Genomic DNA, 26,342 nt, shown 5'->3' on the forward strand with positions numbered 1-26,342 from the left:
CGCAGGCTCCCGCCCGCATGTCGCTTTCTCCCGCCCCGCGCTTCCTACGGTGAAGCCATGGCACCCACACAGCCGGCAGCGGCCGGCGAGAACAGCCCCACCGCGAAAGTGCTGGTCGAGCGGGACGGTCCCGTGCTGCGCGTCGCGCTCAACCGACCGGAGAAGGCCAACGCCCTGGACGCGGACATGGTCGCCCAGTTGTCGCACGCCCTGACCCTGCTGTCGGACGATCCCGGGCTGCGCGTCGCGGTCCTCCACGGCCACGGAAAACACTTCACCGGCGGGCTCGACCTCGCGTCCTTGGCCCCACGGCTGGCGACAGGTGACGACAGCGTCCTTCCCGAAGACGGGCGGGACCCCTGGGGTCTGTACCGGGCTCCCGCCGGCAAGCCTGTCGTCACGGCGGTTCACGGACGCTGCTTCACCGCGGGCCTTGAACTCGTCCTCAACAGCGAGATATGCGTCGCCGCCGCGGACACCGTCTTCGGACAGCAGGAGGTGAGCCGGGGCATCGTCGCGCTCGGCGGCGCGACGATCCGTCTCCCCGAGCGGGTCGGCTGGGGCAACGCCATGCGCTACCTCCTCACCGGTGACGAGTTCGACGCGCAGGAGGCCTGGCGCATCGGACTGGTGCAGGAGGTGGTCCCCGCCGGTGAGCACCTGGACCGGGCTCTGGAACTCGCGCACCGGATCGCGGCCCAGGCCCCGCTCGCGGTGCAGGCCACCCTGGCCGACGCGCGCACCGTTCTGGCCGGGCACATCGCGAGGTCGGCGGCCGCCCTGCGCGGCGACGTGGGCCCGCGACTCTTCGCCACGGGCGACGCCGCGGAAGGCGTCGCCTCCCTGATCGAGCGCAGGGCACCCGTCTTCCGAGGCGCCTGACCGGCCGCGGAACACCCCGGCCGCCGACGGCTCCCGCCCGCGAACGTAAGGAAGCACATGCACGCACTCATCGGTGACCAGCCACGGCACTACCAAAGGCTGGCCCTGACACCCGGTGTCGTCCAGGACTGGGAGGACGGGCTGCGGACCGACCCCTCCGCCGGAACGTTCGAGTGGTGGTACTGCGACGCCCATCTCGACGACGGGACCACACTGACGGTGGAGTTCCACACGAAACCCCCGTTCGTCTCCCCGAAGGCACCGCTCACCCCCTTCGTCCTGCTCACCGTGACCGGTCCCGACGGGACCCGGACCGACAAGACCTTCACAGGGGAACCCGGCGACTTCTCGGCGTCCGCCGAAGGCTGTGATGTCGTCATCGGCCGCAACACGTTCCGGGGCGGACCGGACGGCTACGCCATCCATGTCGAGATCGAGGACGTCGAACTGGACCTCCGGCTCACCGCCCGGGTTCCGCCCTGGCGTCCGGCCACCGGGCACGCCTTCTTCGGCCCCGAGGAAGAGCACTACATCGCCTGGCTGCCCATGGTGGCCCGAGGCGACGTGCACGGTCGCCTCGACGTCGGCGGCACGGTGCGCAGGGTCAGGGGCGACGGCTACCACGACCACAACTGGGGCAACATCGCGCCGCGCAAGGTGCTGGATCACTGGTACTGGGGGCGGGCTCGGATCGGCGACCACACCGTGGTCACGCTCATGTTCGTGAGCCACGAGCGGTTCGGAAAGGTTCCGCTGCCCGCGGTGCTCGTCGTGCAGGAGAACGAGGTCAAAGTCTCCGCGGTCGGTGCCGACGCGGTGTCGTTCACCGAACGGGACGTCCGTGTGCGCCCCGCGACGCGCGTTCCGGTCGGCTCGCACCTCGAATACCACGTGTCGAACGGGTCCCACCGGTACACCGTGGCCTTCGACCACGAGCAGGACGTGTTCCATCTCGACTTCGGGCAGGCGGGTGCCTACCACCGGTTCCTGGGCACCGCGTCTCTGCACCGTGCCAGCGCCGACGGCACCGAGACGCTCCGGGCCAGGGCCCTGTGGGAGCTCCTCCACTTCGCGCCCCTGCGGCAGCCGCCCGCGCGGGAGGCCATCCCGGTCATCGGCCATCAGGCCTGACCTCGGACGGTACCGTGATCCGCGCCGGACGCCCCACGACCGTCGCGGGCGCAGGATCGGCACCTGATCGGCACCCGCCATCCGGGTGCGGGACACCAGGGCCGGTGCGAGGAGAGGGGGCATGCCATGCGATTCGGTGTGGTGGCGGTCGACGGATGCTGGGACTCCGGACTGACCTCGGTACTCGACGTCCTGCGGACCGCCCACGCCGCACGTGAGCGCGTGGATCCCGGGCTTCCCGGCCTGGAGTGCGTGCTCCTGACACCCGGCGGTACCCCGATCACCACGGCAGGCGGACTCCTCGTGGCCGGAGCACGCCCCCTGGAGGACGCGGCCGCGGCGGGAATCGATCTGCTGCTCGTCCGGCGCTCGGCGCACAGAGCCCGGCGACCATGGTCGACGCGCTCATGCGCCCCCAGATCCGCAGCGTTCGTTCCGCTCTGCACCGGTGGACCGCGGACGGCGGCCTTGCCGCCGCCGCCTGCACGAGCACCTTCCTGCTCGCCGAGGCCGGACTGCTCGACGGCCGCTCCGCGACGACCACGTGGTGGCTGCGTGACCTGTTCGTCCAGCGCTATCCGAAGGTCACGCTGGACATGGACCGCATGGTGGTACGGGACGGCGCCATCGTCACCGCCGGTGCGGCGTTCGCTCATATCGACCTCGCGCTGAACCTGGTCGCACGGATCAGTCCGCGGCTGGCCTCCGAGACCGCTCAGGCACTCCTGATCGACCAACGGCCCACGCCGAGCGTGACCGCGTTCACCGACCACCTTCACGACCAGGACCGGCTGGTGAACGACTTCGAGGCATGGGCGCGCACGCACCTGCACCTTCAGGTCGGGGTGGCCGACGCCGCACTCGCCCTCAAAGTGACCCGCCGCACCCTGGAACGCCACGTGAAGGAAGGACTGGGGACCTCTCCGTACGCCTTCCTGCGCGCCCTGCGCGCGGAGCGGGCGACGCATCTTCGCGCGACGACCTCACTGCCGGCCGAGGACATCGCCCACCGCGTGGGCTACCGGGACGCGGGCAGCGTCCGCAGGCTGCACACCGGCCGGTGACCCGCGCCCGCTGAAAGACCTTTCGGGGACGACAGCAGAGGCGCGGACGGTCCCGGCGTCCCCGCGCCACGACCGTCCGCGCGCCGGTGAGCACTGTTTACTCACGCGCTCACCTCGCTGGTGGCCGACCGTGGAACCAGGTTCCGTGAGTCGGCCATGAGCGGTGGCCAGGGCTCCCGGTTCATGTGACGGCCTCCCGTGGGGACGGGACCGTCGCGCCCAGGTGGTCGTGTCCCGCCCAGGAAGAAGCTGGGCGAGACACGACCGCCTCGCCCGCACGAGCTCAACTCGGCTGCCCTGTACGGCAGTACGTCGCATCCGACCGCCGGATGACCTGGCGTCCCGGCCCGCCGGCCCGCGCCCCTCGGCTCACTCCTCCTCGGCTCACTCCTCCTTGGCTCACTCCTCCTTGATCCCCCAACCGTGAGGAAAATTCGCAGACATGACCACCACCGTCAGGACATCTGTCAGGACATCCTCCGCTCACTCCCGTACGTGCCACGCCCGGCCCCATGGAGAGGCGTGCGACGTGGACGCCGCGGCGCGCTACCAGTTGTGGTGGACCGCTCAGCAGTCAGCCGGACGAACCGAGCGGCCGCCCGTCCAGGCGGATCATCTGCGTCAATGGGCCGGTGTTCTCATCGACGCCCTCCTCGGCTTCGACGACGACATGCTGCGGTTCCCGGGTCCGCAAGCCGATGTGTGGCGGCGGAGGTTGTCCTTCTCCACCCGGCACCGTCTGTCCCCGATCACAGGGAATCTGCCGACGAGGCGATGGCTGGTCCATGCTCGGCAGCGAACGCACATCCGCCTTCCCCTGCCCACCGACCGGCGCCTGTACCAGCTGTGGGTTCCCCATCTGGTGGAAGCCGTCCGCGGCCTCGTCGTGCAGACCGCCGCGGCGGCCGCGCAGTCGAGACAGTCCGAACAGGATCCCGGCGTCACGGCCCATCTCCTGAACGCGCGGCACGACCTCCTTCATGCCTGCCAGGACCTGAACCGCCATACGCGGTAGGACCGTGGCATCGCCGGCCCGCCGTCGGCTCAAGTCTTCGGGTTCAGGGCCTTCTTGAGTTCCGCGCGCGTGGACACGCCGAGCTTCCCGTAGATGTTGTACAGGTGGTTCTCCACGGTCCGGCGGGAGATGGACAGCGCGTCGGCGACTTCCTGTGCCGAGGCGCCCGAGCCGGTCAGGAGTGCGATGTCGCGCTCGCGGGGCGTCAACGCCGCCGCCGGTTCGGGGGCTGTGGTCAGCAGGGGGGTGCGGGCGCCCTCGCACTGCGCCGCGAGCAGGCCCGTACGGTTGGCCGCCGCGGTGGCTTTACGGGTCTCGCCGGCACGCTTCCATCCCGCGGCCGCCGCCGCGGAGGCCTCGGCCGCCAGCAGGACCGCGCCCATCTCCTCGAAGGACCGCGACACGGATTCGAGGGCCTTGGCGTCTCCGCCGGCCAGCTCGGTCACATAGGCGGCCCGGGCATGGGTGAAGGGCGAGTCGCTGGTCCGCGCGAGGTGGGTGATCCGCTCCACCACCTGCCGGGGCCCGCCCAGTCGGGCGACATCGGTGAGCAGCGCGGCCTCCGAGCTGACGACTCCCGCGTCCCGGGCCAGCAGGGCCGCCTCGATGAGCACCTCGCGGGCGGCCTCGAGCCGGCCCGCGGCCGCGTGCAGCCAGGCCGTGGCGAGGTCGTCCTCGCCCACGAACAGGCCGACGCGCGGGTACTGGTGTGCCTCGGCCAGTGCCTTCTCGGCGGCGTCGTTGTCGTTCACCTGCGCGGCGGCGGCCGCGAGCCCGCACAGAGCGGGGCGCATGGCGAGGGTCTGTCCGAGCGGGCGGCCTAGAGCGATCGCTTCCGCGTACCAGTGGCGTGCGGAGCGGGGGTGGCCCGCGAGCCATTCGGCGCGGGCGAGTTGCAGTGCCGTCCAGACGTGCGGCACGTGCGCGCGTGCCGCCATGAGTTCGGTGAGGGCGAGGTCGCCGACGGTGCGTGCCTCGTCCAGCCGGCCGGCCTCGGCGAGGGCGAAGACCAGGCCGTTGCGCTGGGCCGCGGGGTGCAGGTAGAGGGCCTGGTCGTGATGTTTGAGGTGGACGTCGTAGGCGGTCTCGGCGGTCGTGATGGCTTCGGCGGTGCGGCCGGTCATCGTCAGCCCCGGGGACTTGTACATGAGGCTGAGGAGCAGCACGTTGACGTCCGCCGGGTCGTCGGCCTCGTACCCGGTCTCGCCCAGGGCGTCGAGGCCGGCCTGGGGGTCGCCGCAGGCGATGCGGATGGTCGCCTCGGCGGAGCGGATGCGGAACTTCGCGGACGGGCTGTGGGCGTGCCGGGCCGCCTGTTCGATCACTTTCAGGGCCTCGGCCTGGTGTCCCTGTACCCAGAACAGGTTCTGCACCCGGGTGAAGGCGACGTCGAGGATCTCGTCCTCGCCCGCCGCCAGCTTCTGGGCCTGTACGAGGACCGCTTCCACCTCGTCGGTGCGGCCGGCCTGCGCGAGGCAGTGGCCGAGGAGCAGCAGGCAGGCGGCGTCTCTCTCCTCCTGCGGCACCGCCTCCAGCAGTTGCACGGCCCGGTCGTAGCTGTGGGTGTCCTGGGCGATGCGGGCGGCGGCGAGCAGTTGTCCGGTCTCGGCGGTGCCGGTGGCCTCGACCTGCCAGGCGACGGAGCGGAAGAAGTCTCCGCGCCGCCGCAGGCCGTGTGCTGTCAGGGCCTGGGCCTGGTTGAGGTAGAGCCGTCGGCGTTTGAAGGCGGGCATGTTCGCCTGGAGCGCTTCGCCGTAGATCGGGTGTGTCAGGTCGATGCGGGTGCGGCGTCTGTCGAGGGAGACGTGTGCCAGGTCTTCGGCTTCGAGTTCCAGCAGGGCTTCGTCCCGCTCCGTCTCGGACAGGAGGCTGCCCGGGGTGATGGTGCCGCAGAGGGAGACCGCCTCGAGGAGGGTGCGTGCGGGGGCCGAGAGGGCGGAGAGTCTCGTCTCGACCAGTTCGGCCAGGTGCGGTGTGGTCGTCTCCGGCTGCGCGGCGGGCGCCAGTTCCCAGACCTCGCCGTCGTCGTGCATGGTCCGGGCGTCCAGTGCGGCGATGACGAGTTCACGCAGGAAGAGGGGATTTCCCGCGCTCTTCAGATATATCTCGTACGACGTTCTCCGGCTGACGGGCCCGTCGAGCATCGACTCGAGGAGATGGTGGGTTCCCTCCTGGTCGAGGTTCTTGAGATTTACCTGGCGGAATCCGAATCCGGCGGTCAGCGACCGGGCGTCCTGGGTTGCCGGTTGGCCGTCGCGTGCGGTCGACAGAAGGAATATTTTCCCGGCGTCCGAAAGGCGTTGGAGGATGATGAGGGAGGACTGGTCCAGCAGGGGAATGTCCTCGACGAGGAAGAGAGTCCCCTTCGTTCTCTTCGTTCTCCCTCCCTCGATTTCCGATGCGATGGCGGTGAACACGCCCGTGACGTCGGCGGCGGTCGTGCCTGCCGGGATGATGTGGGCGAGGGCTCCGAAGGGGACGGCCGAAGCGCCTTGTGTGGCGGTCGCCCGGACGATGTTCCAGCCCTTCGACGCGCCGATGTGAAGGCATTCGTCGGCGAGTCTGGATTTCCCTACGCCCTGAGGGCCGTGGATCGAGAAACCCCGCCCCCCGGGATCGGCCAGTGCCTCGTTGTAAAGGGCCAGTTCGGTGATGCGTCCCACGAGAGGTTGTTGTCCGGCGCCGATTTTTTTCATCCTCGAACGTCCTCGCAGCAATGTGGGGTCCGCCGTCGGGGATTGTCCGGTCGCACTCGGATCATTCCCGGACTCTCCATCATACGCGCGGCATCCGGCGTCGCCCTGGTCCTATTTTTTGGGCCCGGCGGCGGTTCGGCGTCCCGCTTTAGGGTCCGGCGGCGGTTCAGCCGGTGCAGTTGTGGAAAGGCAGGGGGAGTTCTTCGCGCAGCCGCGCGAAGAGTGCGGGGTCGATGTTCCGGCCGCTGATCACGGCCACCTGTTTGCCGGCGGCCGGGAGGTCGTGCTCGTGGTAGAGGTGTGCCGCCGCGGTGACCGCCGCGGACGGTTCGACCGTCATGTCGGCGTGCCGTGCCAGCAGGACCACGCTGGAGGCGATCTCGTCCTCGGTGACGGTGACGATGTCGTCGACGAACGCCCGCAGGTGCTCGAAGGCGAGCTGTCCGACGGTGGTCGTGCTCAGCCTGTCGGCCATGGTGCGGCCGACGCGTTCGGTCGGCCAGGACACCCGCCGTCCGCGGTGCAGGCTCTCCTGGGCGTCCGCCGCGAGTTCGGGCTCGACGCCCACCACTTTGATGCCGGGGCGGGTGAGCTTCAGCGCGGCCGCGACCCCTGAGATCAGCCCGCCTCCGCCGACCGGCACCAGCACGGTGGCGACGTCCAGGCCCAGGGCCACGGCCTCCTCGGCGATCTCGAGGCCGATCGTCGCCTGGCCGGCGATGATGTCGAGATCGTCGAAGGGCGGGACGAGCACGTGGCCGTGTTCCTCGGCGAGCTGCTCGGCGACGCGGGCGCAGTCCCCCGCCGGTGCCAGCCGGACCTCGGCGCCTTGTCCGGTGACGCTGTCGATCGTCGCTTCGGATGTGGCGGAGGGCATGACGACCGTGGCCTTCACACCTTCCCGGCGGGCCGCGTGGGCGAGGGCTCTGCCGTGGTTTCCGTTCGAGCCCGCGACGACCCCTCGTGCCTTTTGGACATCAGGCAGCCGCAGGAGGAAATTGCAGACACCTCGGATTTTGAACGAGCCGGTGACCTGCAGGTTCTCGGGCTTCAGGAGCAGTGAGCGGTGTCCGCAGGAGGCCCATGGCGCGGCGAGCAGCGGTGTGCGGGTGATGACGGGCTCAAGGCGTTGGCGGGCGGCGTAGATGTCGTTGAACGTCAGGACAGTCATGGCTGGGCCTCGTCCCTCCAGAACGGAAATGACCTTCGGTCGGGCTCGTCCGGGGACCTGGGCCGCGCGTCCGGCGTCCGGTGGGGGCGCGTGTCCCCACGGCCCGGTGGTGTCCGCACGGCCCGGTGGCCGGTGCGGCCCGGTGGCCGGTGCGGCCCGGTGGCCGGTGCGGCCCGGTGGCCGGTGCGGCCCGGTGGCCGGTGCGGCCCGGTGGCCGGTGCGGCCCGCTACCGGGCCGAGCGCGCGGTCTGGCCGGCCGCGTCGGCCTGCGGGTGACCGGCCACGGTGTGGCTCTTGACGGTGCGCCGCAGCAGGAGGGCGACGACCACGGCGGCCACAAGGGCGGCGACGCCGCCGCTGACCATGGCGAGGTGCATGCCGGAGGCGAAGGCGTCCCGCGCCTGGTCCACCAGCGACAGGTTTCCCGTGCTCTGCCCCACCTGGGCGGCTGCCGCGAGGGAGGAACGGGCGGCGTCCGCGACCGGGGCGGGGACCGCGCCGACGTCGAGGTGGCTGCGGTATCCGGCGCTCAGGACGCTGCCCAGCACCGCGATACCCAGCGCGCCGCCCAGTTCCCGGGACAGGTCGTTGACGGCGGAGCCGACGTTCTGCAGGTGCGGCGGCAGCGCGTCCGTGATGGCGGCGGTGGCGGGGGCCATGGCCAGTCCCATCCCCGCGCCCAGCGGCACGAGCCCGCTGACGAGCAGCCAGTACGAGCTGTCGGCGTCCAGCCGTGCCATGACGAACAGGCCCGTGGCGACCAGGAGCAGTCCCACGCTCCAGGGGCCGCGGGCGCCCCTTCGGGCGACGAGACGCGGGCTCAGGCGAGCGCTGGGGATCATCGCCGCGGACATCGGCAGCACGCTCACCGCGGCCACCAGGGCACTGTCACCCCGTACGAGCTGCAGATACTGCATGACGACGAAGATGAATCCGAAGAAGGCGAAGAACTGCAGCGTGATCGACAGCGATCCGGCCGCGAACGGCATACGCCGGAACAGCCTCGGGTCCAGCAGGGGGTGCGGATGGCGCAGCTCCCACGCCACGAACACGCCCAGCACCACCAGGCCGGCGGCGATGCCCACCAGGGTGCGCGGGCTCCCCCAGCCGTGCTCCGGCGCCTGGATGACCGAGAAGACCAGCACGCCCAGGCCCAGCACGGTCAGGACCGCGCCGACCACGTCGATGCGCCGGTTGTCGGGCTGCGCCGACTCCGGGACGAAGCGGTAGGTGCCGATCAGCGCCACGCCCGCCAGGACGACGTTCAGCCAGAACACCGAGCGCCAGGACCACAGTTCGAGGGCGGCGCCGGAGGCCAGCAGGCCCAGGACCGCGCTGGCCCCGGCCACGGCGGCCCAGATGCTGACCGCCCGTGCCTGCTGTGTGCGCGGGAAGGTGCTGGTGATGGTGGACAGCGTCGCCGGCATGATGAAGGCCGCTGCCACACCCAGCACGCCGCGCAGGACGATCAGGACGACGGGATCCGTGGTGAACGTGGCGGCCAGGGAGACTCCGGCGAAGGTCGCCAGGCCGCCGAGCAGCGCCTTGCGGCGGCCGAAACGGTCGCCCAGGGTCGCCGCGAGGAGCAGCAGTGCGGCGAAGACCAGGCTGTAGGCGTCGATGATCCACGACAGCTGGGTCTGGTCGGCGTGGGTGTCACGGGCGATACCGGGCAGGGCCACGTTCAGCGAGGCCATCGCCGAGACGACGGTCGCCAGTGCCAGACAGGTCACGAGCAGTACCGCGCCGTGACGCACGGCGGGCGCCGGGCCGTCGGGATGGTCTGAGGGGGTGAGCCCGTTCACGAGAGTTCCTTGGACGAATGATCCGAGACGGATGATCGGCTGGGCAATGCCGATTCGTGGATTCGTGCTGTTCACCAGCCTGCCGGTGGCCCTCTCGCGGGGAATGAGTAACGCGCACTCAATGCCGCTGAGCCTTGGTGGGCGGGGGCCGTGGAGGAGCCCGGCGGGCGGCGGGAAAGTCTGTGGAGGAGCCTGGCGGGCGGGGAGCCGAAGGATCTCGGCTCCTGCGCCGTCGCGGAGTCGCGCCGTCACGGCATCGCAGCGTCGCGGCTCACGGCGCCCGGTTCAAGGGCTCACGACCGCCCAGTGGCTGACCAGCCCGTCGCCGGCGGCGGCACCGGCGTCCACGGCCAGGGCGTCCACGATGTGGGTGCCGCGGCCGTGCTCGTCGGCGGGGCGGTCGGCGCCGTACTGGTCCTCGACGGCGCGGGGGCCACCGTCGGTGACCGAGACCAGAACGGCCTGATCGTCACAGTGGCCCAGGTTCACCGCGATCGGCGGCTCGGCGTAGTGGACCGCGTTCGTCACAAACTCGGAGACGACCATCAGGACGTCGTCCACCGTTTCCTCGTGGACGCCCCAGGCGCGCATCACCCTGCGTGCCGCGCTGCGCGCGGACGCAGGCGCCTGCGGACCGTGCTCCAGGACCAGTCGCCAATCGCCCGACGTCTCGCTCCCCGACGACGCTCCGGCCGTCGGGGAGACGAGGAGAGTCCGCGGCGAGTCGGCGGTGATGGTGGGGCACGTCATGGTGATCACGACCTCGGAGAGCTGCTGTGCGACTCTTCCAGGAAACGGCCGTGCGCCCCTTTCCGACTGAGAAAGCGGTACTCAAACCGCGCGGCCGAGCCGGCGGGGGGGCCGGGCTTCTCGCCCTGCGTACGGGCTCGGACCGTGTGCGGACCTGGTTACCCTTGCCGCGTGATCATGCCGACTCTCACCCCGATGGGGTTCACGCCGGACGAGATCGCCGAGGTCGTCGGCATCTACGCGAGCAACCCCGAGTACTGTCGCGGCTCCGGTGAGTACGACCCCGAGCGCATCGCACCCGAACAGGTCGAAGCCGATCTGCGCGAGGAGGCCGGGGGCGACGGGGGTCATGTCCTGCTCGCCCGTGACGCCGGGGGCCGGGCCGTCGGACTGGTCTGTCTGCTGGACCGGCACCCCAAGGACGGGTATCCCTGGATCGGGCTGCTGATCGTGCACGGAGGCCGGCGCCGCCGGGGCGTCGGCCGGCTGCTCGTGGCGGCTGTCGAGGAGCGGTTCCGTCGTCAGGGGCGGGACGGTCTCAGGATCGCCGTTCTGGAGAACAACCCCTCGGCCTCGGCCTTTTGGAGTTCACTCGGCTGGCGGGAGATCGACCGCCGCCGCGACATCCAGTTGGGCCGGCCCTGCATCGTGATGCACAAACCCCTGGCCTGAGCCGGGCACGCCGCCAACTCGGTCCGGATTAACGGCTCTTCGGCCGGGTGGCTACCGTTCGCCGGCCTGAGCGAGCTCTTGTGCGAGCCTGCTGGCGGCTCGGGTGAGCCGGATGTGGCGGCCGTAGGGCTGGAGTACGGCATGGCCGAGTGCCGTTTCCAGCTCGGCCAGTCGCCGGCACACCGCCAGTGGTGTCATCCTCAGCGCACCGGCGGCCCGCGACAGCGTCCCCTCGCGTTCCAACGCGTGCAGTATTTCCCGTTGTTCATCGCTGACCACGGAAGCCCTCCGGACAGCTCGACGAGAGTGCGGGAGGATCCAGGCGCTGTTTCCGGCGGTTGCGGAGCGGACTGCGGCCGAGCGGCGAGTCTTTGACACCGGCTCTTTGATACCGGCCGCGCCAGGGCACTCTCTATTCCGGACAGCAGCCTGGCAGGTGGCCTTGTCGCGAGGATGAGTATCCGGTGCTCACCAGCGGACCGGCCTCACCGGCCACCGCGGGTGGCGGACGAGCCCCTCCGGACCGGCCGCTACGGGTGGCGGACGAGCTCGATGAGACCCGAGGGTTCGCACCCTCGCACAGCTCTACTCGGCGTCGGGGCGTCCCACCTTGCGCAGCAGGTCGGCGAGTTGACCCTGCTCGTGGACCGAGAGGCGGTCCAGGTCGTCGGCGATGGCCCGGACGTAGGCGGGCATGGTCTCCTCCACCGCCGCGCGCCCGGACTCGGTGAGCTCGACCATGACCACGCGACGGTCATGGGGGGACTTCTCGCGGCGGACCAGGCCTTGTTTCTCCAGGTTGGAGATGACGACGGTGAAGTTGTTCGGGCTCTTCAGGTGCTTCTCGGCCAGGCGTCCGGCAGGCAGCGGGCCGACGTAGTAGAGGGTCTCCAGGGCGCCGAACTGGCTCGTCGTGAGCCCGGAGGCGAGCAGGGGGCCGCTGGTGCGCGCCTCCACCGAGGCGGCTGCCCGGATCAGTTTGATGAAGAGGTCCAGCGACCGCTTCTCGCGGGCGCTCCCGTCGTAGTGCGTGGGCATCGCACGCCCCCTCTCCGTCACTCTCCGCGCTCGTGGCCGACCCTACCGGTCTCCGAAGCCGTGCCGAAAACTCCCGGCACCGCGCCTGCGTGGTCGGCGAGATGAGTAGCGCTTGCTCAGCCGGGCGGTGGGGACGGCTGCCTAACGTCGGGGCATCCGCATCGGCGGACATCGAAAGGAGCTTTTCCATGAAGACCGGTTCGTACAACCACAACGAGATCGTCGTGACCGTCGACCTCGACGAGAGCCCCGAACAGGGCTTCGCCGCCGGGTCGATGAACCACAACGAGATCGTCTGGACCAACCACAACGAGATCGTCGTCGACGGCGGCGTGCGGGCCTCCGAGCCGGCGCCGAAGGACGTCGAGGCGGGTGCGACGCGTCGTGCCGGGGCGATCGGCGGCAACCACAACCAGATCGTGCTCCACCACGCCCCGCTCGGCGAGGCCGGCGAGTAGCGGGGATGGGCGGCCTCGGGACACGGACCAGGGGAAGAACTCCGTTCGGACTCGGCGTGCCGGCGGCGGGATTCCCGCCCGTCGCCATGCTGGTGCTCCTCGGCGAGTTCCTCTCCAACGTCGGTTCCGGGGCGACATTCCCCTATCTGGTCGTCTACCTCAACGACGTCTGCGGCCTGTCCGGCGGTCAGGTCGGAGCGGTTCTCGTGGTCCGCTCGCTGGCCGCCGTGGCCGGGGCCGTGGCGGGAGGCGCGCTCAGTGACCGGTACGGGGCGGCCCGTACCGTCACCGGGGTCGCCGCGGCCGCCGCTGCCGCCGCCGCTGTCATGGCCTGCGTCCGCGGGGGCGTCGTGGCGCCCGCGGTGGTGGCGGCCGTCGCCGGTACGGGCGCGGCGACGGCACTGGCGCCGGCGCTGGACGCGTTGCTGGCCCGCTCGGTGCCCGAGAACGCCCGGGAGAAGGCGTTCTCCTGGCGCAACACCGTCGTGACCACCGGGGCGATGCTCGGTGTCGCCGGTGCGGCCGCCGTGCTCGGCGTCTTCGGAACCGTCGGCGGACTGCGCTGGGTGTACGCGCTCGACGCGGTCTCGTTCGTCGTGCTGGCGGCGCTGGTGGGCCGGGTGGCCGGGCGCCGCCGGAGCATCGAAGTCCGCGCCCGGGCGCACGCCGCGGCCGAGCACCTTCCGGACCGGCACGGCCCCGGGTCCTCGGATCAGGGCTACGCGGCGGTTGCCCGCGATCCGGCCATGCGCCGGGTGTTCGTCTTCGTGCTGCTGGTGGTGGCGGCCGGGTTCGCTCAGCTTCAGATCGGCCTGCCGGCCGTGTCGGTGCTGACGCATGATGTCGACGGCCTCGGGTGGGTGTTCACCGCGAACATGCTCGTCGTCGTGCTCGTCCAGGTTCCCGCCCAGCGTGTTCTGACGCGGTTTCCCCGGCCGGTCGTTCTCGCGGGAGGAGCCGCCTGTATGGCCGGGGCCTGGGCGATCGTCGCCATGGACGCGGCCCCGGCCCCGGGTATCGCAAGCCTGCTCGCGGCGGCCGTGATGTTCGCCCTCGGGGAGATCGCCTACATGCCGGTCGTCACCGCGCTGGTCAACGACCTGGCGCCCCCGGGACTGGCCGGACGCTACAACGGAGCCCACACCCTGGCGTGGACGGGCGGCTTCGCGATCGGTGCGCTGGCCACCGCAACACTGCTGGGGGCCGGCTCCGTACGGCTGTTCTTCGCCGTCTCGGCCGCTGTTCTCGGCGTAACCGCGCTGGGTGCGCTGGGCGTTGCCCGCATTCTCCCCGAAGGAGCTCCGGATGACCGGCCGTGAACACGGTCCCGCCCTGCGGACGGCCGTGGAAGCCGCCGAGCGCGCGCTGGAGGTGGGCCGGGCGAACGAGGCGGAGGAACTGCTGCGCGCCGCGCTCGACGCCGACCCCTCCTCGGCACGTGCCCTGCGTACGGGGCTCTTCGGGGTGCGGGACATCGAGGTACGCGGCATGCTGGCCACCGCCTGGCGGATGCGGGGCAGATACCGGCACGCCGAACTGCTGCTGTCGTCGACGCTCGCCGCGGCGGAGAGCGCCACCGGTTCCTCGTCGCCGACCGTGGCGTGGCTGTGCAACGAGTGGGGTGTCCTGGGCAAGTACACCGGGGACTTCGAGGCCGCCAGGGGGCGCTACCTGCGGGCGCTGGAGATCTACGAGGAGGCGTTCGGGCCGGACCACGACACCGTGGCCATGGTGTGCCACAACCTCGGAGGGCTCGCCCATGCGCGCGGTGACGCGCGGGGCGGGGAACCGTGGGCCGCCCGCTCGGTGGAGATCCGTACCCGGCTGCACGGTCCTGACCACGTTCTCACGGCCCTCGACGCGGCGGCCTGGGCCGCTCTGCTGGAGGGATGCGGACGTCTTGAGGAGGCCGAGGGCCGGCTGCGCCAGGCTCTCGCCGTGTTCCAGGACGTCTTCGGCCCCGACAGCTACGACGTGGCCGTGACCCTGCACAACCTCGCCGCCGTCCAACACCGCCGCGGCGAACTCGACACGGCCGGCTCGTCCTACACCGACGCCCTGCGCCTCAAGGAGCACCTGCTGGGCACGGACCATCCCGACCTGGCACCGACCCTGGTGAACTTGGCGGCAGTCAGCGAGGCCCGCGGCGACCTCGGCCGTTCTCGAGCGCTGTACGCGCGCGTCGTCGAGCTTCTGCACCGCAGGGTCCACGCGACGCACCCCACTCTGAGCGCGGCCCGAGGAGCACTCAACCGGCTTGCCGTCCAGGGCGATTGAGGCCTGGGGTCCTCCTCCGAACGGCTCGCCCCCTCATCCTGGGGAGCCACCACGTTCACGCGGGAGTATCACAGAGAGTTACGGTTGCCTTCATGCATACGAGTACCGAGGCTGCTCCGGGGTTCACCTGGCGTCCGATCGACCGACCGGACCTGCCCGCATGGCTGCGCCTGCGTCAGGCGATCGAAGCGGTGGACAACGACGGAAGACACCCGTCCGAGGCGGAGCTGGCGCAGCGCTTCACGGACTCCTACGTCGACATGGCGCGCGGCAGCATGGCCGCGTGGGACGGCGAACGTATGGTCGGCCACCACTGGATGAAGGCGCGGACCTCGGCGGAGCCCTTTCACGACTTCTGGCAACTGGGCGGTGTGGACCCGGAGTACCGGGGCCTGGGCATCGGCACTCGTCTGCTCGACTGGGCGGAGCGGGCGGCCTCGCTGCTGCACAAGGAGCGCTTCCCCGGCGCACCGCTGGCACTGATGGACAGCTGCGCCATGGACAACGCAACGGCCGTCGAGTTGTTCCGGGCGCGCGGCTACGAGCAGGTCTGCTGGACGCATCACATGGTCGTGCCCAGGCTACGTGCCGCGCTCGCCGTGATGCCGGCGTCTCCGGCACCGGCGGGCGTGGCGTTTCACGCGGTCGGCGCGGAGCGCTCGGAGGACGCGCGTGCTGTCCGCAACGACTCGTTCCGGGACCACTTCGGCAGCACGCCCGCCACGGAGGAGACCTGGGCGCAGTTCACCGGCGGCCGGGCCTTCCGCCCTGCCAACAGCTTCATCGCCTGCGAGCGCGGCGAACCGCTGGCGATCGTGCTGTGCGAGGAGTTCGAGGCGCAGGAGAAGCTCACCGGGCAGCGAGACCTGTACGTCTCCGTCGTCGGCACCGCCCGCGCGGGCCGCGGCCGGGGTATCGCCTCCGCCCTGCTCGCGCACACGCTCCGCGTGGCGGGCGAGAACGGCTACGACAGCACATCCCTCGAAGTCGACGCGAACTCCCCGACAGGCGCCCTCGGCCTCTACGAACGCCTCGGCTACCAGGCGGACAAGACGTTCGCGCTCCAGCGACGATTCGTGCGGACGGTCCAGCCGGATGCCCATCCGGCGGAGTCCTCAGGTCCGTGGTCATAGGCGCTCTACCCCATGCCGACGTCGGTGGCGGCCGGCCGGACGGCAGGGAAGTGGACCGGGGTGAGCGCGTGCGGCGGGACTGCTCGCGCGGGCCGTCGGAGCGGGCTTCGACGATGTCTTCCTGCGGGTGTGCCCGGACAACGGCAGGGCACTCGGGTGCTGCCTGGGCGCGGGATTCGCGCTCGTCGATCCCGGCCTCGCGGAGGAGTGGAATGCCGCGCAGCCGGTCGGCTGCACCTGGTTGAGGAACGCGTCCCGCGGTAGCCCATGACCTGCGGACAGACTCGACGAAGTGTGCTCAGCAGCCGCGTACGAGCCGGAATTCGGCCAGGAGCAGGCCGGGGGCCGGCTGGACGGTGCCGACACGGGTGAAGCCGAGCCGTTCGTAGAGGGCGATGGCGGGCCGGTTGTCCGCGCCGGTGCTGACCAGCGCCTTGTCGCCGGGGGCCAGTTGAGCCAGCAGGTGGTCCAGCATCTTCCGTGCCAACCCGCGGCGGAACCATTCCGGGTCGACGCAGACGCGGTCGATGTCGATGCCGTCTGCCCCGGCCAGTCGTCGCCAGGCCACGAAGGCGGCGATCCGGCCGTCATGTGTGACCATCCCGAGCCAGCGCAACGGCTGCGCCCGCATCTCTTCCAGCGTCTCGGTGAGGGCTGGTATGCCGTCGAAGCCGATCAGTTCGGCCTCCACCGCGTACGAGCGCCGGCCGACCTGATGCACCCCGGCTGCCGTACGTGTGTCGGCCATGTCCAGTTCGCTGAGAAAGACGCTTGGGTCGACGGAGCGTCCGGCTCGCCGTTCCGTGTGTGCCACGAGGGTGGTCCAGAAACGCATCACGGCCGTTCTTTCGGGTCGGTGGTCTTCATGTCACCGGCAAGAATGCCCTGCCGGCGCCTCGGGGGCCTGAGTAGCGGCCACTCGTTCGTCTGGGGTCGTCCGTCGAGGCCGCTGTCGCCGGGCCGCGATCTGCCCGGCGCAAGGCCGTGAATTGCCCGGCGCGGAGCGTGTTTTCCGCTTCTCGCGGCCGGGCGGAATTCATTGAAGCGTGAGGCTGCCGGGCGGACGTGAGTAATTGCTGCCTATATCCGGGACAGGACGGGCCGGGCCGGTCGGGGAGGTCGGGTGTCTGATGGCTTCGGTGCCGGCACGGCCTCTGTCCTGACGTGTTTTCAGCCGGGATTCCGCTACCGCGGTCCCGAGTCCGCCCGGGGCATGGTCAGGGCGCGCAGCAGGTCTTCCACCGCTTGGAGGAGCGGGTCGCCGTCCCTGCCGGCGGAGCGGACGAGGGCGACCTCGACATCGGGCAGCGCGGGCAGTCCCTCGACCGCGGTGCCCGGCTCCACGTTCGCGGGGAGCAGCGCGGTGGCGCCGAGGCCCGCCCGCACCGCGGCCTGCACCCCGCTCATGGCGGTGCTCTCGAAGACGATCCGCCACCGGCGGCCCGCGCTCTCCAGGGCGTCGAGGACCGGTGCCCGCCAGCGGCACGGCTGGGAGAAGAGGACGAGCGGCAGCGGATCCTGGTCCCTGTCGAGATCGGGTGCCGCGGACCAGGTCAGCGGCAGGCGGGCCGTCCAGCGGGGCGTCTGGGCCAGGTAGAACGGGTCGCACAGGACCAGTTGGACACGTCCCTCGGCGAGGGCCTGTTTCATCAGTGGGCCGGGACCGGTGACCAGTTCCAGTGTCGCGTCCGGGTGCAGGGCACTGAAGTCGCCGAGCGCCTCGACCAGGGACGGCGTGACGAAGTCCTCCATCAGCCCGATGCCGCAGTGTCCGGCCACGTCCGGGCCGGCCGCCGCGACGGCCTGGGCCGAGAGGGACAGAATGCGTTCGGCGTAGGGCAGGAACACCTCTCCGGCCTTGGTCAGCGACACGCCCGTCGTGCCGCGGTCCAACAGCCGTCGGCCCACCGTGCGTTCGAGCCGCCGCAACTGGCTGCTGAGCGCGGGCTGACTGTGACCCAGGGCCGCGGCGGCACGGCTGATGCTTCCGGACCGTACGGAACTCACAAAAGCACGCAGCAGTGCGGTCTCGAGATCGGGGGCCATAACGACATGCTATGCCCCCTCTGTTCATGGGGAGGGTTCCGTTCCTTTCGGCCCCTGGGTAGCGTCGTTGTATGCACTACTTTCATGTCGACGTCTTCAGCGGAACGCCCTTCAGCGGGAACAGTCTTACCGTATTTCCCGGCGCGGCAGGTCTGAGCGGCTCCCAAATGCAGCGGATCACCGAGGAAATGCGGCACTTCGAATCCATCTTCCTGGAACAGGGGGAAGGCCGGGACGACACGTGGCGGGCCCGGGTCTTCGACCTCGCCGAGGAACTGGATTTCGCCGGGCACCCCGTCATCGGAGCGGCGAGCGTCCTGCACGCCCTGGCGGGCGGCGACGGCAGCCGGACCTGGTCGCTGGAGCTGAAGGCGCGCACCGTCGAGGTGGTCACCGAGCACCGCGGCCCCGGCCGGTACGCGAGCGTCCTCGACCAGGGCGCTCCACACTTCCTCGGCCGGCCCGAGCCGGATGACGTGGCCTCCTGGTTCTCCCTGGACGAGGCGGACCTCCACACGGAACTGCGGCCCGAGATCGTCTCGACGGGACTGCGGTACCTGATCGTGCCCGTACGTCCCGGAGCGCTGGCGCGGGCCCGGATCACCTCCGACATCGGGCGGCGACTGGCCGGGCTCGGAGCGCAGTTCGCCTATCTCCTGGACGCCGACGGTCTGGAGGGGCGGCACTGGAACAACGACGGCGTCGTCGAGGACGTGGCCACGGGCAGCGCCGCCGGATGCGTGGCCGCCTACCTGCGCCGGCACGGACGCCTCGAGGACGGCGAAGAGCGCACGCTGCGCCAGGGGCAGTACTGCGGCCGCCCCAGCGAGATGACGATCAGCGCCCGTGGCGAGACGGAGCACATCACGTCGGTACGGGTCGGCGGAGAGGTCGCCGTCGTCGCCCGCGGGCGCCTCGAAGGGCTCCCCCGGTGACGGGCGGGCCCGCGTACTTCGGCCCGCGGGAGATCCGCGCCGCGGTCGGCTATCCCGACGTCCTGGAACCCGTCGCCGCCGCACTGCGCGACTACAGCCGCGGTCTCGGCGACTCCCCCGTCGCGGTGTTCGCGCCGGCGGGCCGTGAGGGCGATGTGCACGTGAAGTCGGCGTGGCTGCCGGGGCGGCGGATCTTCACCGTCAAGGTCGCCTCCTGGTTCCTGGAGCGCGCCCGCCGCGGCGGGACGCCCGGCAGCGGGGTCGTCGCGGTGTTCGACGCCGAGACGGGAGATCTCCGGGCGCTGCTTGAGGACGAGCACCACCTCTCCGACGTACGGACGGCCGCGGCCGGTGCTCTCGCCGCCCGGACCATGGCACGGCGCGACTCCCACGTCCTCGGGGTCGTCGGCAGCGGCACCCAGGCCTACCTCCAGACCCTCGCCATCGCCGACGAACTCCCGCTGCGTGACGTACGCGTGTGGGGCCGGCACGCGTCCCGGGTGGAGAACCTCGCCCAAGCGCTGCACGCCAGGCGCCCCGACCTGCGGGTCGTCGCCGTGGACGGTCCGCGGGCCGCTTGTGAGGGCGCCGACGTCCTGGTGACGGCGACCTCCAGCACCGAACCCCTGGTCCACGCGGCCTGGTTGACGCCCGGAACACATGTCAACGCCGTGGGCGCCGACGATCCGACGAAGGCGGAACTGAGCCCCGAAGCCCTGACGCGGGCGGACCGGATCGTGGTCGACAGCCGCGAACTGACCGCGACACACGGGGACTTGTCGCGGCTCCCGACGACGGACCGCCGACACCACGCGGAGCTCGGCGAGGTCCTCGCGGGCACGGCGCCCGGACGCGCCGGCGACGACGAGATCACCGTCTGCAAGTTCGTCGGCCTCGGTGTCCAGGACCTGGCGGCCGCCGAGGTCGTCCTCGACCGGCTGGCCGGCCCTCACGCCCCCGAGGGGACCGCTCCCGCGCACGCGCGGGAGGTGCACCGCCGGCCGGACGCCTGAGGAACGCCGTCGGCACGCGAGCGGGCGACGGCTCACCCCGGCGGACACCGCACGCCCCACTCCCGCACGACCGCCGACGGCCGCCGATGGCCGTACGGGCGCAGACCCCACCGCGAGAGGAATCCGATGACCCTGCTGGACCTCGATGCCGTCCGTGCCGCCGCGCGGCGCCTGGACGGCGTCGCCCTGCGTACCCCGTTGCTGCCCGGCCCGTCGGCGGGTGACGCGTCCCGCACCCTCCTGCTCAAGCCCGAGAACCTCCAGGTCACCGGGTCCTTCAAGCTCCGCGGCGCCTACAACCGGCTGGTGTCGCTGTCCGCCGCGGAGCGCGGGCGGGGGGTGGTGGCGCAGTCGAGCGGCAATCACGGCAAGGCCCTGGCCTACGCGGGCCGGCTCCTGGACGTGAAGGTCACCGTGGTCGTACCGGACACCGCGGCACCGGTGAAGGTGGCCGCCATTCGCGGGCACGGCGCGAGCGTGCGCAGTGTTCCGGCCGCCGATCTGGCCACGGCCGTACGGGCGCTCGCCGAGGAGTCCGGTTCCGTCGTGGTGCCGCCGTTCGACGATCTCGGCGTGATCGCCGGGCAGAGCACCGTCGGTCTGGAGATCTTCGAGCAGACCGCGGAGATGGGCCTGACACCGGACACCGTCCTCGTCCCCGTGAGCGGCGGCGGGCTGATCTCCGGGGTCGCGGCGGCGCTCAAGCGGCTGCTGCCCGCGGTGCGTGTCATCGGTGTGGAGCCCGAGACGGCCGCCGACGCGCGGGAGAGCCTGCGCACCGGGCGGCGGGTGGCCTGGCCGACGACGCTGACGGGCCGCACCCTCGCGGACGGCATGCGCAGCGGCTCGGTGGGGGTGATTCCCTTCGCGCACATCCAGGAGTACGTCGACGACATCATCACGGTCTCGGAGAGCGAGATCCGGGAGGCCGTGGCCGTCCTGGCGCGCGAGAGCCGTGTCGTGGCGGAGCCCTCGGGTGCCGTGACGACCGCGGCCTTCCTCCACCACCGGGACGATCTGCCTCCCGGCGCGCTGCACGTCGCCGTCGTCAGCGGTGGCAACGTCGACCCGGACCTCCTGTCCCGCCTGCTCGCCCGGTACGGCGGCCCAGCTCACTGACAGGGCCGTGACGCCCGGGGCCGACGGCCCGCACCGGACGTGCGGGCCGCTAGTCGGCGGCCGCGGCCGGGAGCACCGCGCTGAGCGAGTACAGGATGGGCAGGTAGGTGTCGCTGAAGGGGAACCGGTACAGGCCGTCCGGCCCCTGGGGCAGGATGTGGCGCCCGTCGGTCTCGGTTTCGGTGTGTTCGCCGAGCCGTTCCACGACCAGGCCCGCCGAGGCGGCCGCCGTCACGATCTCGCCGACCGAGTACGGGTACTGCGTCGAGGCCTGCGGCTTGAGCGGGGCGTCGCCGTGGGCGTACGTGCCCGTCATCGCGTCGTGCTGCGGTGCGCCGCCGCCGTAGGGCCAGTCGGCCACGAGGGGATCGAAGGTGAGCACCGTCTGGAAGACGGGGTGGAGGTCCACGAGGACGAGCCGGCCGCCCGGCCGCAGCGCTGTCGCCGCGCCGCCCATCCACGCGTCCAGGTCCGCGATCCAGGACAGGACTCCGTAGGTCGAGACGACCAGGTCGAACCCGCCCCTGAGGTCATCCGGCAGACGCTGGGAGTCCGCTTCGACGAACTCCGCGGGCAGACCGGCGCGCCGGGCCAGCTCCCGCGCCCGCGCGATCGCCCTGGGCGAGAAGTCCACGCCGGTCACGCGCGCGCCCAGGCGGGCCCAGTTCAGGGTGTCCATCCCGAAGTGGCACTGGAGGTGGAGGAGGTCCTTGCCGGCCACGTCGCCCGCGAGTTCCCGCTCGATCCCGCGCAGTGTCTGCCCGCCGGCGAGAAAGGACTCCACGTCGTACGACCGGTCGCCGGGGTCCGTTCCGTGGAACTCGGCGAGGTTGTCCCACAGGGCCCGGTTGGCCACGAGCCCGTCCTCGGCCGGCGCACCGTCCTCGCGGACATGCGCGCCGTCGGAATTCTCTTCGGCAGCCATGGAAGACCTCTCTTTCCCACTTTCGGTGTTCACGGTTTCGAAAGCGGCGGATGATGCGCGGCTTTCGAGTGCGGAGTTCTCAGGTATTCGGTGAGGGCTCGCGGTGTGCCGGGAGAGCAGGTGAAACAGGTGAGACAGGCCGTCAATTGTTCGGCCTTTCCTCTCCTCAGGCAGTGACAGCCAGAACGATCTTCCCGGTCGTTCGTCCCTGCTCGCCCAGGCGGTGGGCGTCGGCCACCCGTTCCAGCGGAAGGACCGTGTCGACGTGGACGTCGAGCAGGCCGTCCCCGGCGAGGGAGGCCAGCGACTCCAGATCGGCCCGGTCGGGTTCCACGAGCATGAAGTCCGCCCGGAGGCCGTTCTCCACGGCCCACTGGACCGCCCCCGCGTCGGCGCCGTTGAGCGCCACGATCCGGCCCTCGGGCGCCAAGGTGCCCGCCAGTTCCTCGATCTGCCCCGCGACCGTGGCGAGGAGGACGTCCACGTCCGCGGCCTGTGAGCCCACGTCCGCGGTCCGGTAGTCGATGACCTCGTCCGCTCCGAGTCCTCTGACGAAGTCGTGTTTGGCCGCGCTCGCGGTGCCGATCACGTACGCGCCGCGGGCCTTGGCGATCTGGACGGCCAGGTGTCCCACGCCTCCGGCCGCGGCGGGAATGAGAACGCGCCGGCCGGCGGCGATCCGGGCCACGGTGACAAGGGCCTGCCAGCCGGTGAGGCCCGCGAGGGGCAGTCCGGCGGCCTGCACATGGCTCAGGCGGGACGGCTTGAGGGCGAGGTGTCGCGAGGGAGCGGTCACATAGTCCGCGTACGCCCCCGCTTCCGAGGGGAAGCGGGGCATGCCGAACACCTGGTCCCCCGCCTTGAAGCGGGTCACGCCCGCTCCCACGGCCGCCACCACCCCCGAGACGTCCCAGCCGACCGAGAAGGGCGGATCCCCCAGGCCTCCGGCGGTGCGCATCTTCCAGTCGACGGGGTTCACCCCGGCGGCCTTCACCTCGACCAGCACCTCTGTGGGGCCCGGTTCCGGCACCTCCGCGTCAACGACCTCCAGGACGTCCGGGCCGCCGAGTCTGTTCTGTATCACTTTGCGCATCATCAATCGATATCAGGTCCCGTCCGGTGAACGGATGAGTAATGCGTGCTCATGAAACGGCGCCGGCTTCCTCCGGAATCGGGGCCGTGTCGACACATGGGACCAGCCGTTTCCCGGACACGGTCCGCCCGTCGGTTGATCCTTAGGATCGCCCCATGCCGAACGAGGAGCCCGTGGCCCCGCGCCGCGCGGAGAGGCGGGCCGGCGCGGGCCGGTCCGCGCGCCGGGTGCGCCGGCTCGCCGTCGTCGCCCTGCTGATGGCCGCGGTCAACCTCCGGCCCGCGGTCACCAGCCTGGGTCCCGTGCTCGAGGAGGTCCGTGCCGGCCTGGGGACCCCCTTGGCTCGCGCTCGCCCGCCGCCCTGCCGCAGCCGCGCCGGACACCGGCCCCGGTTCCCCGGACGTGGCACCGCGTCCCAGGACGCGGCTCACCCGCGACCCCACCGCCTGGGCCCTCACCGTCTACTTCGGACTCCAGGCCACCGCCGCGTACGTCGTCATCGGCTGGCTCCCGCAGATCTTCCGTGACGCCGGTCTGTCCGCCCAGACCGCGGGACTGCTGTTCGCCGTCACCTCCGTGCTCGGTGTCCCGCTGTCGTTCGTGCTCGCGGCCGTCGCCGGACGACTGCGCAGCCAGAGCGGGGTCGCCGTCGGCATCGGGCTGTTCGGGATCGCCGGATACGTCGGGCTGTGGGCCGCGCCGGCCGCGGCCCCCTTGCTGTGGGCGGTGCTCCTCGGCGTCGCCAACTGCTCGTTCCCGCTCGCCCTGACGATGATCGGCATGTGCGGTCGCGACAGCGGCACGGTGATCCGTCTGTCGGCGTTCGCCCAGAGCGCCGGGTACCTGCTGTCGATCCCCGGCCCCATCCTCGTCGGAGCGCTCTACCAGCACAGCGGGAGCTGGCGGGCCCCGCTTGTCTTCATGACGCTGCTGATGCTCCCTCAGCTCGCGGCCGGCCGGCTCGCCGGCCGCGACCGTCAGATCGGCTGACCACCGCCTACCAGCACGCCTCGGGCAAGAACCCGGTACGGCCTCAGTGCTGGTTCCGCGGCTTGGGTGACCAGGCCTTGCCCTTGCCGGCAGGGCGGGAGGTGGCGCCGGCCCGGGTGAGGAGTGCTTCCACGTCGGTGACGGAGTGGCCGGTGAGCGCGGCGTACTCGAGTGAGGTTCCGGTCCCGAGCCGGTAGGTGGCTTCGTCGAGGGAGGAGACGGCGGGCCGGCGGGTCGCGCCCGACACGGTCAGGAAGGTGTTCTCCAGGCGCTCCGGCTGGATCCAGCCGTGCAGGACGACGCGGCCGTCGGGGCCTTCGAGGATCAGGGTCGGGAAGCCGCGGGCGCCGAGTTCGTGGGTGCGGACCAGGTCGCGTTCGAACTCGGAGACGGCCTCGCCGTTGTCGATCAGACGGCGGTACGACGCCACGTCCAGGCCGAGTTCCACGACCAGCGTCTCCAGGAGTTCGGGGGCGGCGATGTTGCGGCCGTCCAGGAAGAGTTCCTCACGGAGGCGGCGCAGGTAGGTCTCCTCGTGTTCGGGGGCCAGCAGGCGGACGGCGGCGAGCGCGATGCTCGGCGGGTACGAGGAGTCGATGGGGTCGCTCCGCCAGACGGAGGAGTTGATGGGCTGGCCGGAGATCTCGGCGAACTCGTCCCAGTGGTGGGCGACGTCCTCGGGGCGGCGGATGCCGTTGCCCGCGTCGTGGAAGCCCTGCCAGCCGCGCAGGAGTCCGCCGTAGACATGGCGTACGTCGATGAGGTCGCGGTAGCGCTCCGTGAGCGAACGCCAGGCGGGTTCGAGGATCCAGCAGGCCGAGCAGATCGGGTCGGTCACATAGGTGATGCGCGTGAGGCCCGTCCCGGGACCGGGACGGTCGGCGGCCGCACCGGGAAGGGCCGCGCTGTCGCCGGGCAGGGCGCAGACACCCGACTCGAGATCGCACACACCTGCGGCGAGGGACTGGTCTGTCTGGCTCATGGTGTCTCCAAGGACGTGTTCGGGCTTGCCGCCGGGGAGGCGGGGGCTTGGGCCGGGGTTGGGACCGGGGCTTGGACCGGGGCTTGGTGATGGAGGGGGCGGGTGGGTCAGTTTTCGGGGAGGAAGACCTTCTCCATGCCGTCCTGGAGGCCCTTGACGAAGGTCTCGTCGTCGTGGGAGACGGGGCCCTCGGGGCTGAACAGGGCTTCGCCGTGGAGCGGGAGGGTGTCCCACGTGGCGGCCAGGGCGCGGGCCCGGTCCTCGCCGAAGAGGTGGGTGACCAGGGCGATGGTGCTGGGGTGGACGGTGGCGGCGCCGCCGGCGGTGAAGATCTTCGCGTCGGGCAGCAGCGACCAGGCGCGGCGGGGCTCGGCGATGTCGGCGCCGAGTTCCCTCAGGCGCCGGCCCAGGACGGCCGCGGCCTGGAAGCGGGTGCCGTCGAGGATCCCGGAGCGGAAGACGACGCCGACTCCGGCGCAGTTGGCGGCGACCCAGCGGCCCTCGTCGTGGTGGGCGCGGATGAAGTCGAGGATCTGCGGGTCGCGGGAGGCGGCGCCGCCGCCGATGCCGCCGGGGATGTAGAGGAGGTCGTAGCGGTCCTGGGGCGAGACCTTCTCGGTCTGCAGCTGGGCGCCCATGTGGGTGGTGACGGTGCCTCCCTCGAAGCTGCCGAGGGTGACCTCCAGGGTCTCCCCCTGCCCGCTGAGGTCGTAGGCGAGGGCCTTGAACAGTTCCCAGGGGGCGAGGAGGTCCTGCTCGCCGGCGTTGGGGAAGGCGAGGAAGAGAACCTTCTTGATGTCGCTCACGGTGTGCTCCTTGTGTGGGCCGGTTCGGGTGAGTCACCCCGTACAACATACTCATGGTTCATGACTATTCCAGTTGGAAGGAAAAGTTTTGAGGATGGTGCCGACCGCGACCGTGGAGAGCGGAGGGCGGAGGGCGGACCGCGCCATGAGCCGGCTTCCGCGGCTGCCCGGGCGGGCGTTCAAGCCCGTCGGGCCGCGGCCGCGTCCGGAGCACGAAGGGGCACCGCATCCACCGGACGTCTGCCCGGGGGGGGGCGGGGGCCCGCGCCCCGCGCGCCCCCCCCCCCCGCCGCAGAGGGCCGGGGGCGCACCGGGCGGCGCGCCGCGCCGGCGCCGTGGTG

25 protein-coding genes are annotated in these 26,342 nt (G+C 71.4%); 12 read left to right on the forward strand and 13 right to left on the reverse strand.

The features are described from left to right. Positions 1–57: 57 nt before the first annotated feature. From ACFXGX_RS17825 to ACFXGX_RS17835, 3 genes are all read left to right on the forward strand, one after another. The gene (locus ACFXGX_RS17825) at positions 58–882 is read left to right on the forward strand and encodes a crotonase/enoyl-CoA hydratase family protein (RefSeq protein ID WP_384791528.1); all 825 of its coding nucleotides are present in this window, start codon (positions 58–60) and stop codon (positions 880–882) included. A gap of 57 nt (positions 883–939) precedes the next feature. Beyond that, positions 940–2,013: a lipocalin-like domain-containing protein gene (locus ACFXGX_RS17830; RefSeq protein ID WP_384791530.1), complete on the forward strand. Its 1,074-nt coding sequence runs from the start codon at positions 940–942 to the stop codon at positions 2,011–2,013. 392 nt (positions 2,014–2,405) lie between these two features. Further along, positions 2,406–3,077 carry a GlxA family transcriptional regulator gene (locus ACFXGX_RS17835; RefSeq protein WP_384791533.1) on the forward strand — a complete coding sequence of 224 codons (672 nt, stop codon included), beginning with the start codon at positions 2,406–2,408 and terminating at the stop codon, positions 3,075–3,077. 574 nt (positions 3,078–3,651) lie between these two features. Here the strand turns inward: ACFXGX_RS17835 and ACFXGX_RS17840 are convergent. The 5 genes from ACFXGX_RS17840 to ACFXGX_RS17860 all read right to left on the reverse strand — a co-directional run bounded on the left by ACFXGX_RS17840 (position 3,652) and on the right by ACFXGX_RS17860 (position 10,514). Beyond that, on the reverse strand, positions 3,652–4,083 hold the full coding sequence (locus tag ACFXGX_RS17840) for a hypothetical protein (protein ID WP_384791536.1): 432 nt from the start codon (positions 4,081–4,083) through the stop codon (positions 3,652–3,654). A 38-nt stretch (positions 4,084–4,121) separates the two neighbouring features. Then, on the reverse strand, positions 4,122–6,755 hold the full coding sequence (locus ACFXGX_RS17845) for a LuxR C-terminal-related transcriptional regulator (RefSeq protein ID WP_384791539.1): 2,634 nt from the start codon (positions 6,753–6,755) through the stop codon (positions 4,122–4,124). A 199-nt stretch (positions 6,756–6,954) separates the two neighbouring features. After that, a complete protein-coding gene (locus tag ACFXGX_RS17850) occupies positions 6,955–7,959 on the reverse strand; it encodes a threonine/serine dehydratase (RefSeq protein WP_384791541.1) in 1,005 nt (334 codons plus the stop codon). A gap of 227 nt (positions 7,960–8,186) precedes the next feature. Beyond that, a complete protein-coding gene (locus tag ACFXGX_RS17855) occupies positions 8,187–9,764 on the reverse strand; it encodes an MFS transporter (RefSeq protein ID WP_384791545.1) in 1,578 nt (525 codons plus the stop codon). Between the two features lie 285 nt (positions 9,765–10,049). After that, positions 10,050–10,514 (reverse strand): ATP-binding protein, encoded by a 465-nt coding sequence (locus tag ACFXGX_RS17860; protein WP_384791548.1) that lies wholly within the window; start codon positions 10,512–10,514, stop codon positions 10,050–10,052. A 177-nt stretch (positions 10,515–10,691) separates the two neighbouring features. On the opposite strand from ACFXGX_RS17860, the gene ACFXGX_RS17865 reads away from it, so the two are divergent. Then, positions 10,692–11,186, forward strand: a complete 495-nt coding sequence (locus tag ACFXGX_RS17865) for a GNAT family N-acetyltransferase (protein WP_384791672.1) — start codon at positions 10,692–10,694, stop codon at positions 11,184–11,186. A 51-nt stretch (positions 11,187–11,237) separates the two neighbouring features. Here the strand turns inward: ACFXGX_RS17865 and ACFXGX_RS17870 are convergent, their stop codons facing one another. Both ACFXGX_RS17870 and ACFXGX_RS17875 read right to left on the reverse strand, forming a co-directional pair. Further along, a complete protein-coding gene (locus tag ACFXGX_RS17870) occupies positions 11,238–11,465 on the reverse strand; it encodes a LysR family transcriptional regulator (RefSeq protein WP_384791551.1) in 228 nt (75 codons plus the stop codon). 306 nt (positions 11,466–11,771) lie between these two features. Continuing rightward, a complete protein-coding gene (locus ACFXGX_RS17875) occupies positions 11,772–12,224 on the reverse strand; it encodes a MarR family winged helix-turn-helix transcriptional regulator (RefSeq protein ID WP_384791554.1) in 453 nt (150 codons plus the stop codon). A gap of 188 nt (positions 12,225–12,412) precedes the next feature. Between ACFXGX_RS17875 and ACFXGX_RS17880 the strand changes: the two genes are divergently transcribed. The 4 genes from ACFXGX_RS17880 to ACFXGX_RS17895 all read left to right on the forward strand — a co-directional run bounded on the left by ACFXGX_RS17880 (position 12,413) and on the right by ACFXGX_RS17895 (position 16,092). Beyond that, positions 12,413–12,682: a hypothetical protein gene (locus ACFXGX_RS17880; RefSeq protein WP_384791557.1), complete on the forward strand. Its 270-nt coding sequence runs from the start codon at positions 12,413–12,415 to the stop codon at positions 12,680–12,682. A gap of 56 nt (positions 12,683–12,738) precedes the next feature. Then, on the forward strand, positions 12,739–14,001 hold the full coding sequence (locus ACFXGX_RS17885) for an MFS transporter (protein ID WP_384791560.1): 1,263 nt from the start codon (positions 12,739–12,741) through the stop codon (positions 13,999–14,001). Continuing rightward, positions 13,988–14,959, forward strand: a complete 972-nt coding sequence (locus ACFXGX_RS17890) for a tetratricopeptide repeat protein (RefSeq protein WP_384791563.1) — start codon at positions 13,988–13,990, stop codon at positions 14,957–14,959. The genes ACFXGX_RS17885 and ACFXGX_RS17890 overlap by 14 nt, the downstream gene beginning before the upstream one ends. Positions 14,960–15,051: 92 nt before the next feature. Continuing rightward, a complete protein-coding gene (locus ACFXGX_RS17895; protein WP_384791566.1) occupies positions 15,052–16,092 on the forward strand; it encodes a GNAT family N-acetyltransferase in 1,041 nt (346 codons plus the stop codon). A 298-nt stretch (positions 16,093–16,390) separates the two neighbouring features. On the opposite strand, the gene ACFXGX_RS17900 is transcribed toward ACFXGX_RS17895, so the two are convergent. Both ACFXGX_RS17900 and ACFXGX_RS17905 read right to left on the reverse strand, forming a co-directional pair. Beyond that, entirely contained in the window at positions 16,391–16,840 is a 450-nt protein-coding gene (locus ACFXGX_RS17900) for a GNAT family N-acetyltransferase (RefSeq protein ID WP_384791569.1), read from the reverse strand. Between the two features lie 437 nt (positions 16,841–17,277). After that, the gene (locus ACFXGX_RS17905) at positions 17,278–18,138 is read right to left on the reverse strand and encodes a LysR family transcriptional regulator (protein ID WP_384791572.1); all 861 of its coding nucleotides are present in this window, start codon (positions 18,136–18,138) and stop codon (positions 17,278–17,280) included. Between the two features lie 71 nt (positions 18,139–18,209). On the opposite strand from ACFXGX_RS17905, the gene ACFXGX_RS17910 reads away from it, so the two are divergent. The 3 genes from ACFXGX_RS17910 (at position 18,210) to ACFXGX_RS17920 (ending at position 21,205) form a co-directional block, all read left to right on the forward strand. Continuing rightward, entirely contained in the window at positions 18,210–19,073 is an 864-nt protein-coding gene (locus tag ACFXGX_RS17910) for a PhzF family phenazine biosynthesis protein (RefSeq protein ID WP_384791575.1), read from the forward strand. Beyond that, positions 19,070–20,086 (forward strand): ornithine cyclodeaminase family protein, encoded by a 1,017-nt coding sequence (locus ACFXGX_RS17915; protein WP_384791578.1) that lies wholly within the window; start codon positions 19,070–19,072, stop codon positions 20,084–20,086. Before ACFXGX_RS17910 ends, ACFXGX_RS17915 begins: the two co-directional genes overlap by 4 nt. A 126-nt stretch (positions 20,087–20,212) precedes the next feature. Next, complete coding sequence (locus tag ACFXGX_RS17920) at positions 20,213–21,205, forward strand: threonine/serine dehydratase (protein WP_384791581.1); 993 nt, start codon at positions 20,213–20,215, stop codon at positions 21,203–21,205. Positions 21,206–21,254: 49 nt separating this feature from the next. On the opposite strand, the gene ACFXGX_RS17925 is transcribed toward ACFXGX_RS17920, so the two are convergent. After that, the gene (locus ACFXGX_RS17925; RefSeq protein ID WP_384791584.1) at positions 21,255–22,130 is read right to left on the reverse strand and encodes a class I SAM-dependent methyltransferase; all 876 of its coding nucleotides are present in this window, start codon (positions 22,128–22,130) and stop codon (positions 21,255–21,257) included. Positions 22,131–22,296: 166 nt separating this feature from the next. After that, complete coding sequence (locus ACFXGX_RS17930) at positions 22,297–23,223, reverse strand: NADP-dependent oxidoreductase (protein WP_384791587.1); 927 nt, start codon at positions 23,221–23,223, stop codon at positions 22,297–22,299. A gap of 318 nt (positions 23,224–23,541) precedes the next feature. Between ACFXGX_RS17930 and ACFXGX_RS17935 the strand changes: the two genes are divergently transcribed. Further along, a complete protein-coding gene (locus tag ACFXGX_RS17935) occupies positions 23,542–24,213 on the forward strand; it encodes an MFS transporter (protein ID WP_384791590.1) in 672 nt (223 codons plus the stop codon). Between the two features lie 43 nt (positions 24,214–24,256). Here ACFXGX_RS17935 and ACFXGX_RS17940 read toward each other — a convergent pair whose 3' ends face one another. Both ACFXGX_RS17940 and ACFXGX_RS17945 read right to left on the reverse strand, forming a co-directional pair. Beyond that, positions 24,257–25,195, reverse strand: coding sequence for a DsbA family protein (locus tag ACFXGX_RS17940; protein ID WP_384791592.1), 939 nt, complete (start codon positions 25,193–25,195; stop codon positions 24,257–24,259). Between the two features lie 107 nt (positions 25,196–25,302). Further along, positions 25,303–26,001 (reverse strand): DJ-1/PfpI family protein, encoded by a 699-nt coding sequence (locus ACFXGX_RS17945; RefSeq protein WP_384791595.1) that lies wholly within the window; start codon positions 25,999–26,001, stop codon positions 25,303–25,305. Between the last annotated feature and the right edge of the window lie 341 nt (positions 26,002–26,342).

The sequence above is a fragment of the Streptomyces sp. NPDC059371 genome, assembly GCF_042751995.1.
GTDB lineage: Bacteria > Actinomycetota > Actinomycetes > Streptomycetales > Streptomycetaceae > Streptomyces.

Bases quoted from the DNA above. Each gene is read 5' to 3' on its own strand.
- ACFXGX_RS17825 (WP_384791528.1), top strand. From the start codon at position 58: ATGGCACCCACACAGCCGGCAGCGGCCGGCGAGAACAGCCCCACCGCG.
- ACFXGX_RS17830 (WP_384791530.1), top strand. From the start codon at position 940: ATGCACGCACTCATCGGTGACCAGCCACGGCACTACCAAAGGCTGGCC.
- ACFXGX_RS17835 (WP_384791533.1), top strand. From the start codon at position 2,406: ATGGTCGACGCGCTCATGCGCCCCCAGATCCGCAGCGTTCGTTCCGCT.
- ACFXGX_RS17840 (WP_384791536.1), bottom strand. From the start codon at position 4,083: ATGGCGGTTCAGGTCCTGGCAGGCATGAAGGAGGTCGTGCCGCGCGTT.
- ACFXGX_RS17850 (WP_384791541.1), bottom strand. From the start codon at position 7,959: ATGACTGTCCTGACGTTCAACGACATCTACGCCGCCCGCCAACGCCTT.
- ACFXGX_RS17860 (WP_384791548.1), bottom strand. From the start codon at position 10,514: ATGACGTGCCCCACCATCACCGCCGACTCGCCGCGGACTCTCCTCGTC.
- ACFXGX_RS17865 (WP_384791672.1), top strand. From the start codon at position 10,692: ATGCCGACTCTCACCCCGATGGGGTTCACGCCGGACGAGATCGCCGAG.
- ACFXGX_RS17875 (WP_384791554.1), bottom strand. From the start codon at position 12,224: ATGCCCACGCACTACGACGGGAGCGCCCGCGAGAAGCGGTCGCTGGAC.
- ACFXGX_RS17880 (WP_384791557.1), top strand. From the start codon at position 12,413: ATGAAGACCGGTTCGTACAACCACAACGAGATCGTCGTGACCGTCGAC.
- ACFXGX_RS17890 (WP_384791563.1), top strand. From the start codon at position 13,988: ATGACCGGCCGTGAACACGGTCCCGCCCTGCGGACGGCCGTGGAAGCC.
- ACFXGX_RS17895 (WP_384791566.1), top strand. From the start codon at position 15,052: ATGCATACGAGTACCGAGGCTGCTCCGGGGTTCACCTGGCGTCCGATC.
- ACFXGX_RS17900 (WP_384791569.1), bottom strand. From the start codon at position 16,840: ATGGCCGACACACGTACGGCAGCCGGGGTGCATCAGGTCGGCCGGCGC.
- ACFXGX_RS17905 (WP_384791572.1), bottom strand. From the start codon at position 18,138: ATGGCCCCCGATCTCGAGACCGCACTGCTGCGTGCTTTTGTGAGTTCC.
- ACFXGX_RS17910 (WP_384791575.1), top strand. From the start codon at position 18,210: ATGCACTACTTTCATGTCGACGTCTTCAGCGGAACGCCCTTCAGCGGG.
- ACFXGX_RS17920 (WP_384791581.1), top strand. From the start codon at position 20,213: ATGACCCTGCTGGACCTCGATGCCGTCCGTGCCGCCGCGCGGCGCCTG.
- ACFXGX_RS17925 (WP_384791584.1), bottom strand. From the start codon at position 22,130: ATGGCTGCCGAAGAGAATTCCGACGGCGCGCATGTCCGCGAGGACGGT.
- ACFXGX_RS17930 (WP_384791587.1), bottom strand. From the start codon at position 23,223: ATGCGCAAAGTGATACAGAACAGACTCGGCGGCCCGGACGTCCTGGAG.
- ACFXGX_RS17940 (WP_384791592.1), bottom strand. From the start codon at position 25,195: ATGAGCCAGACAGACCAGTCCCTCGCCGCAGGTGTGTGCGATCTCGAG.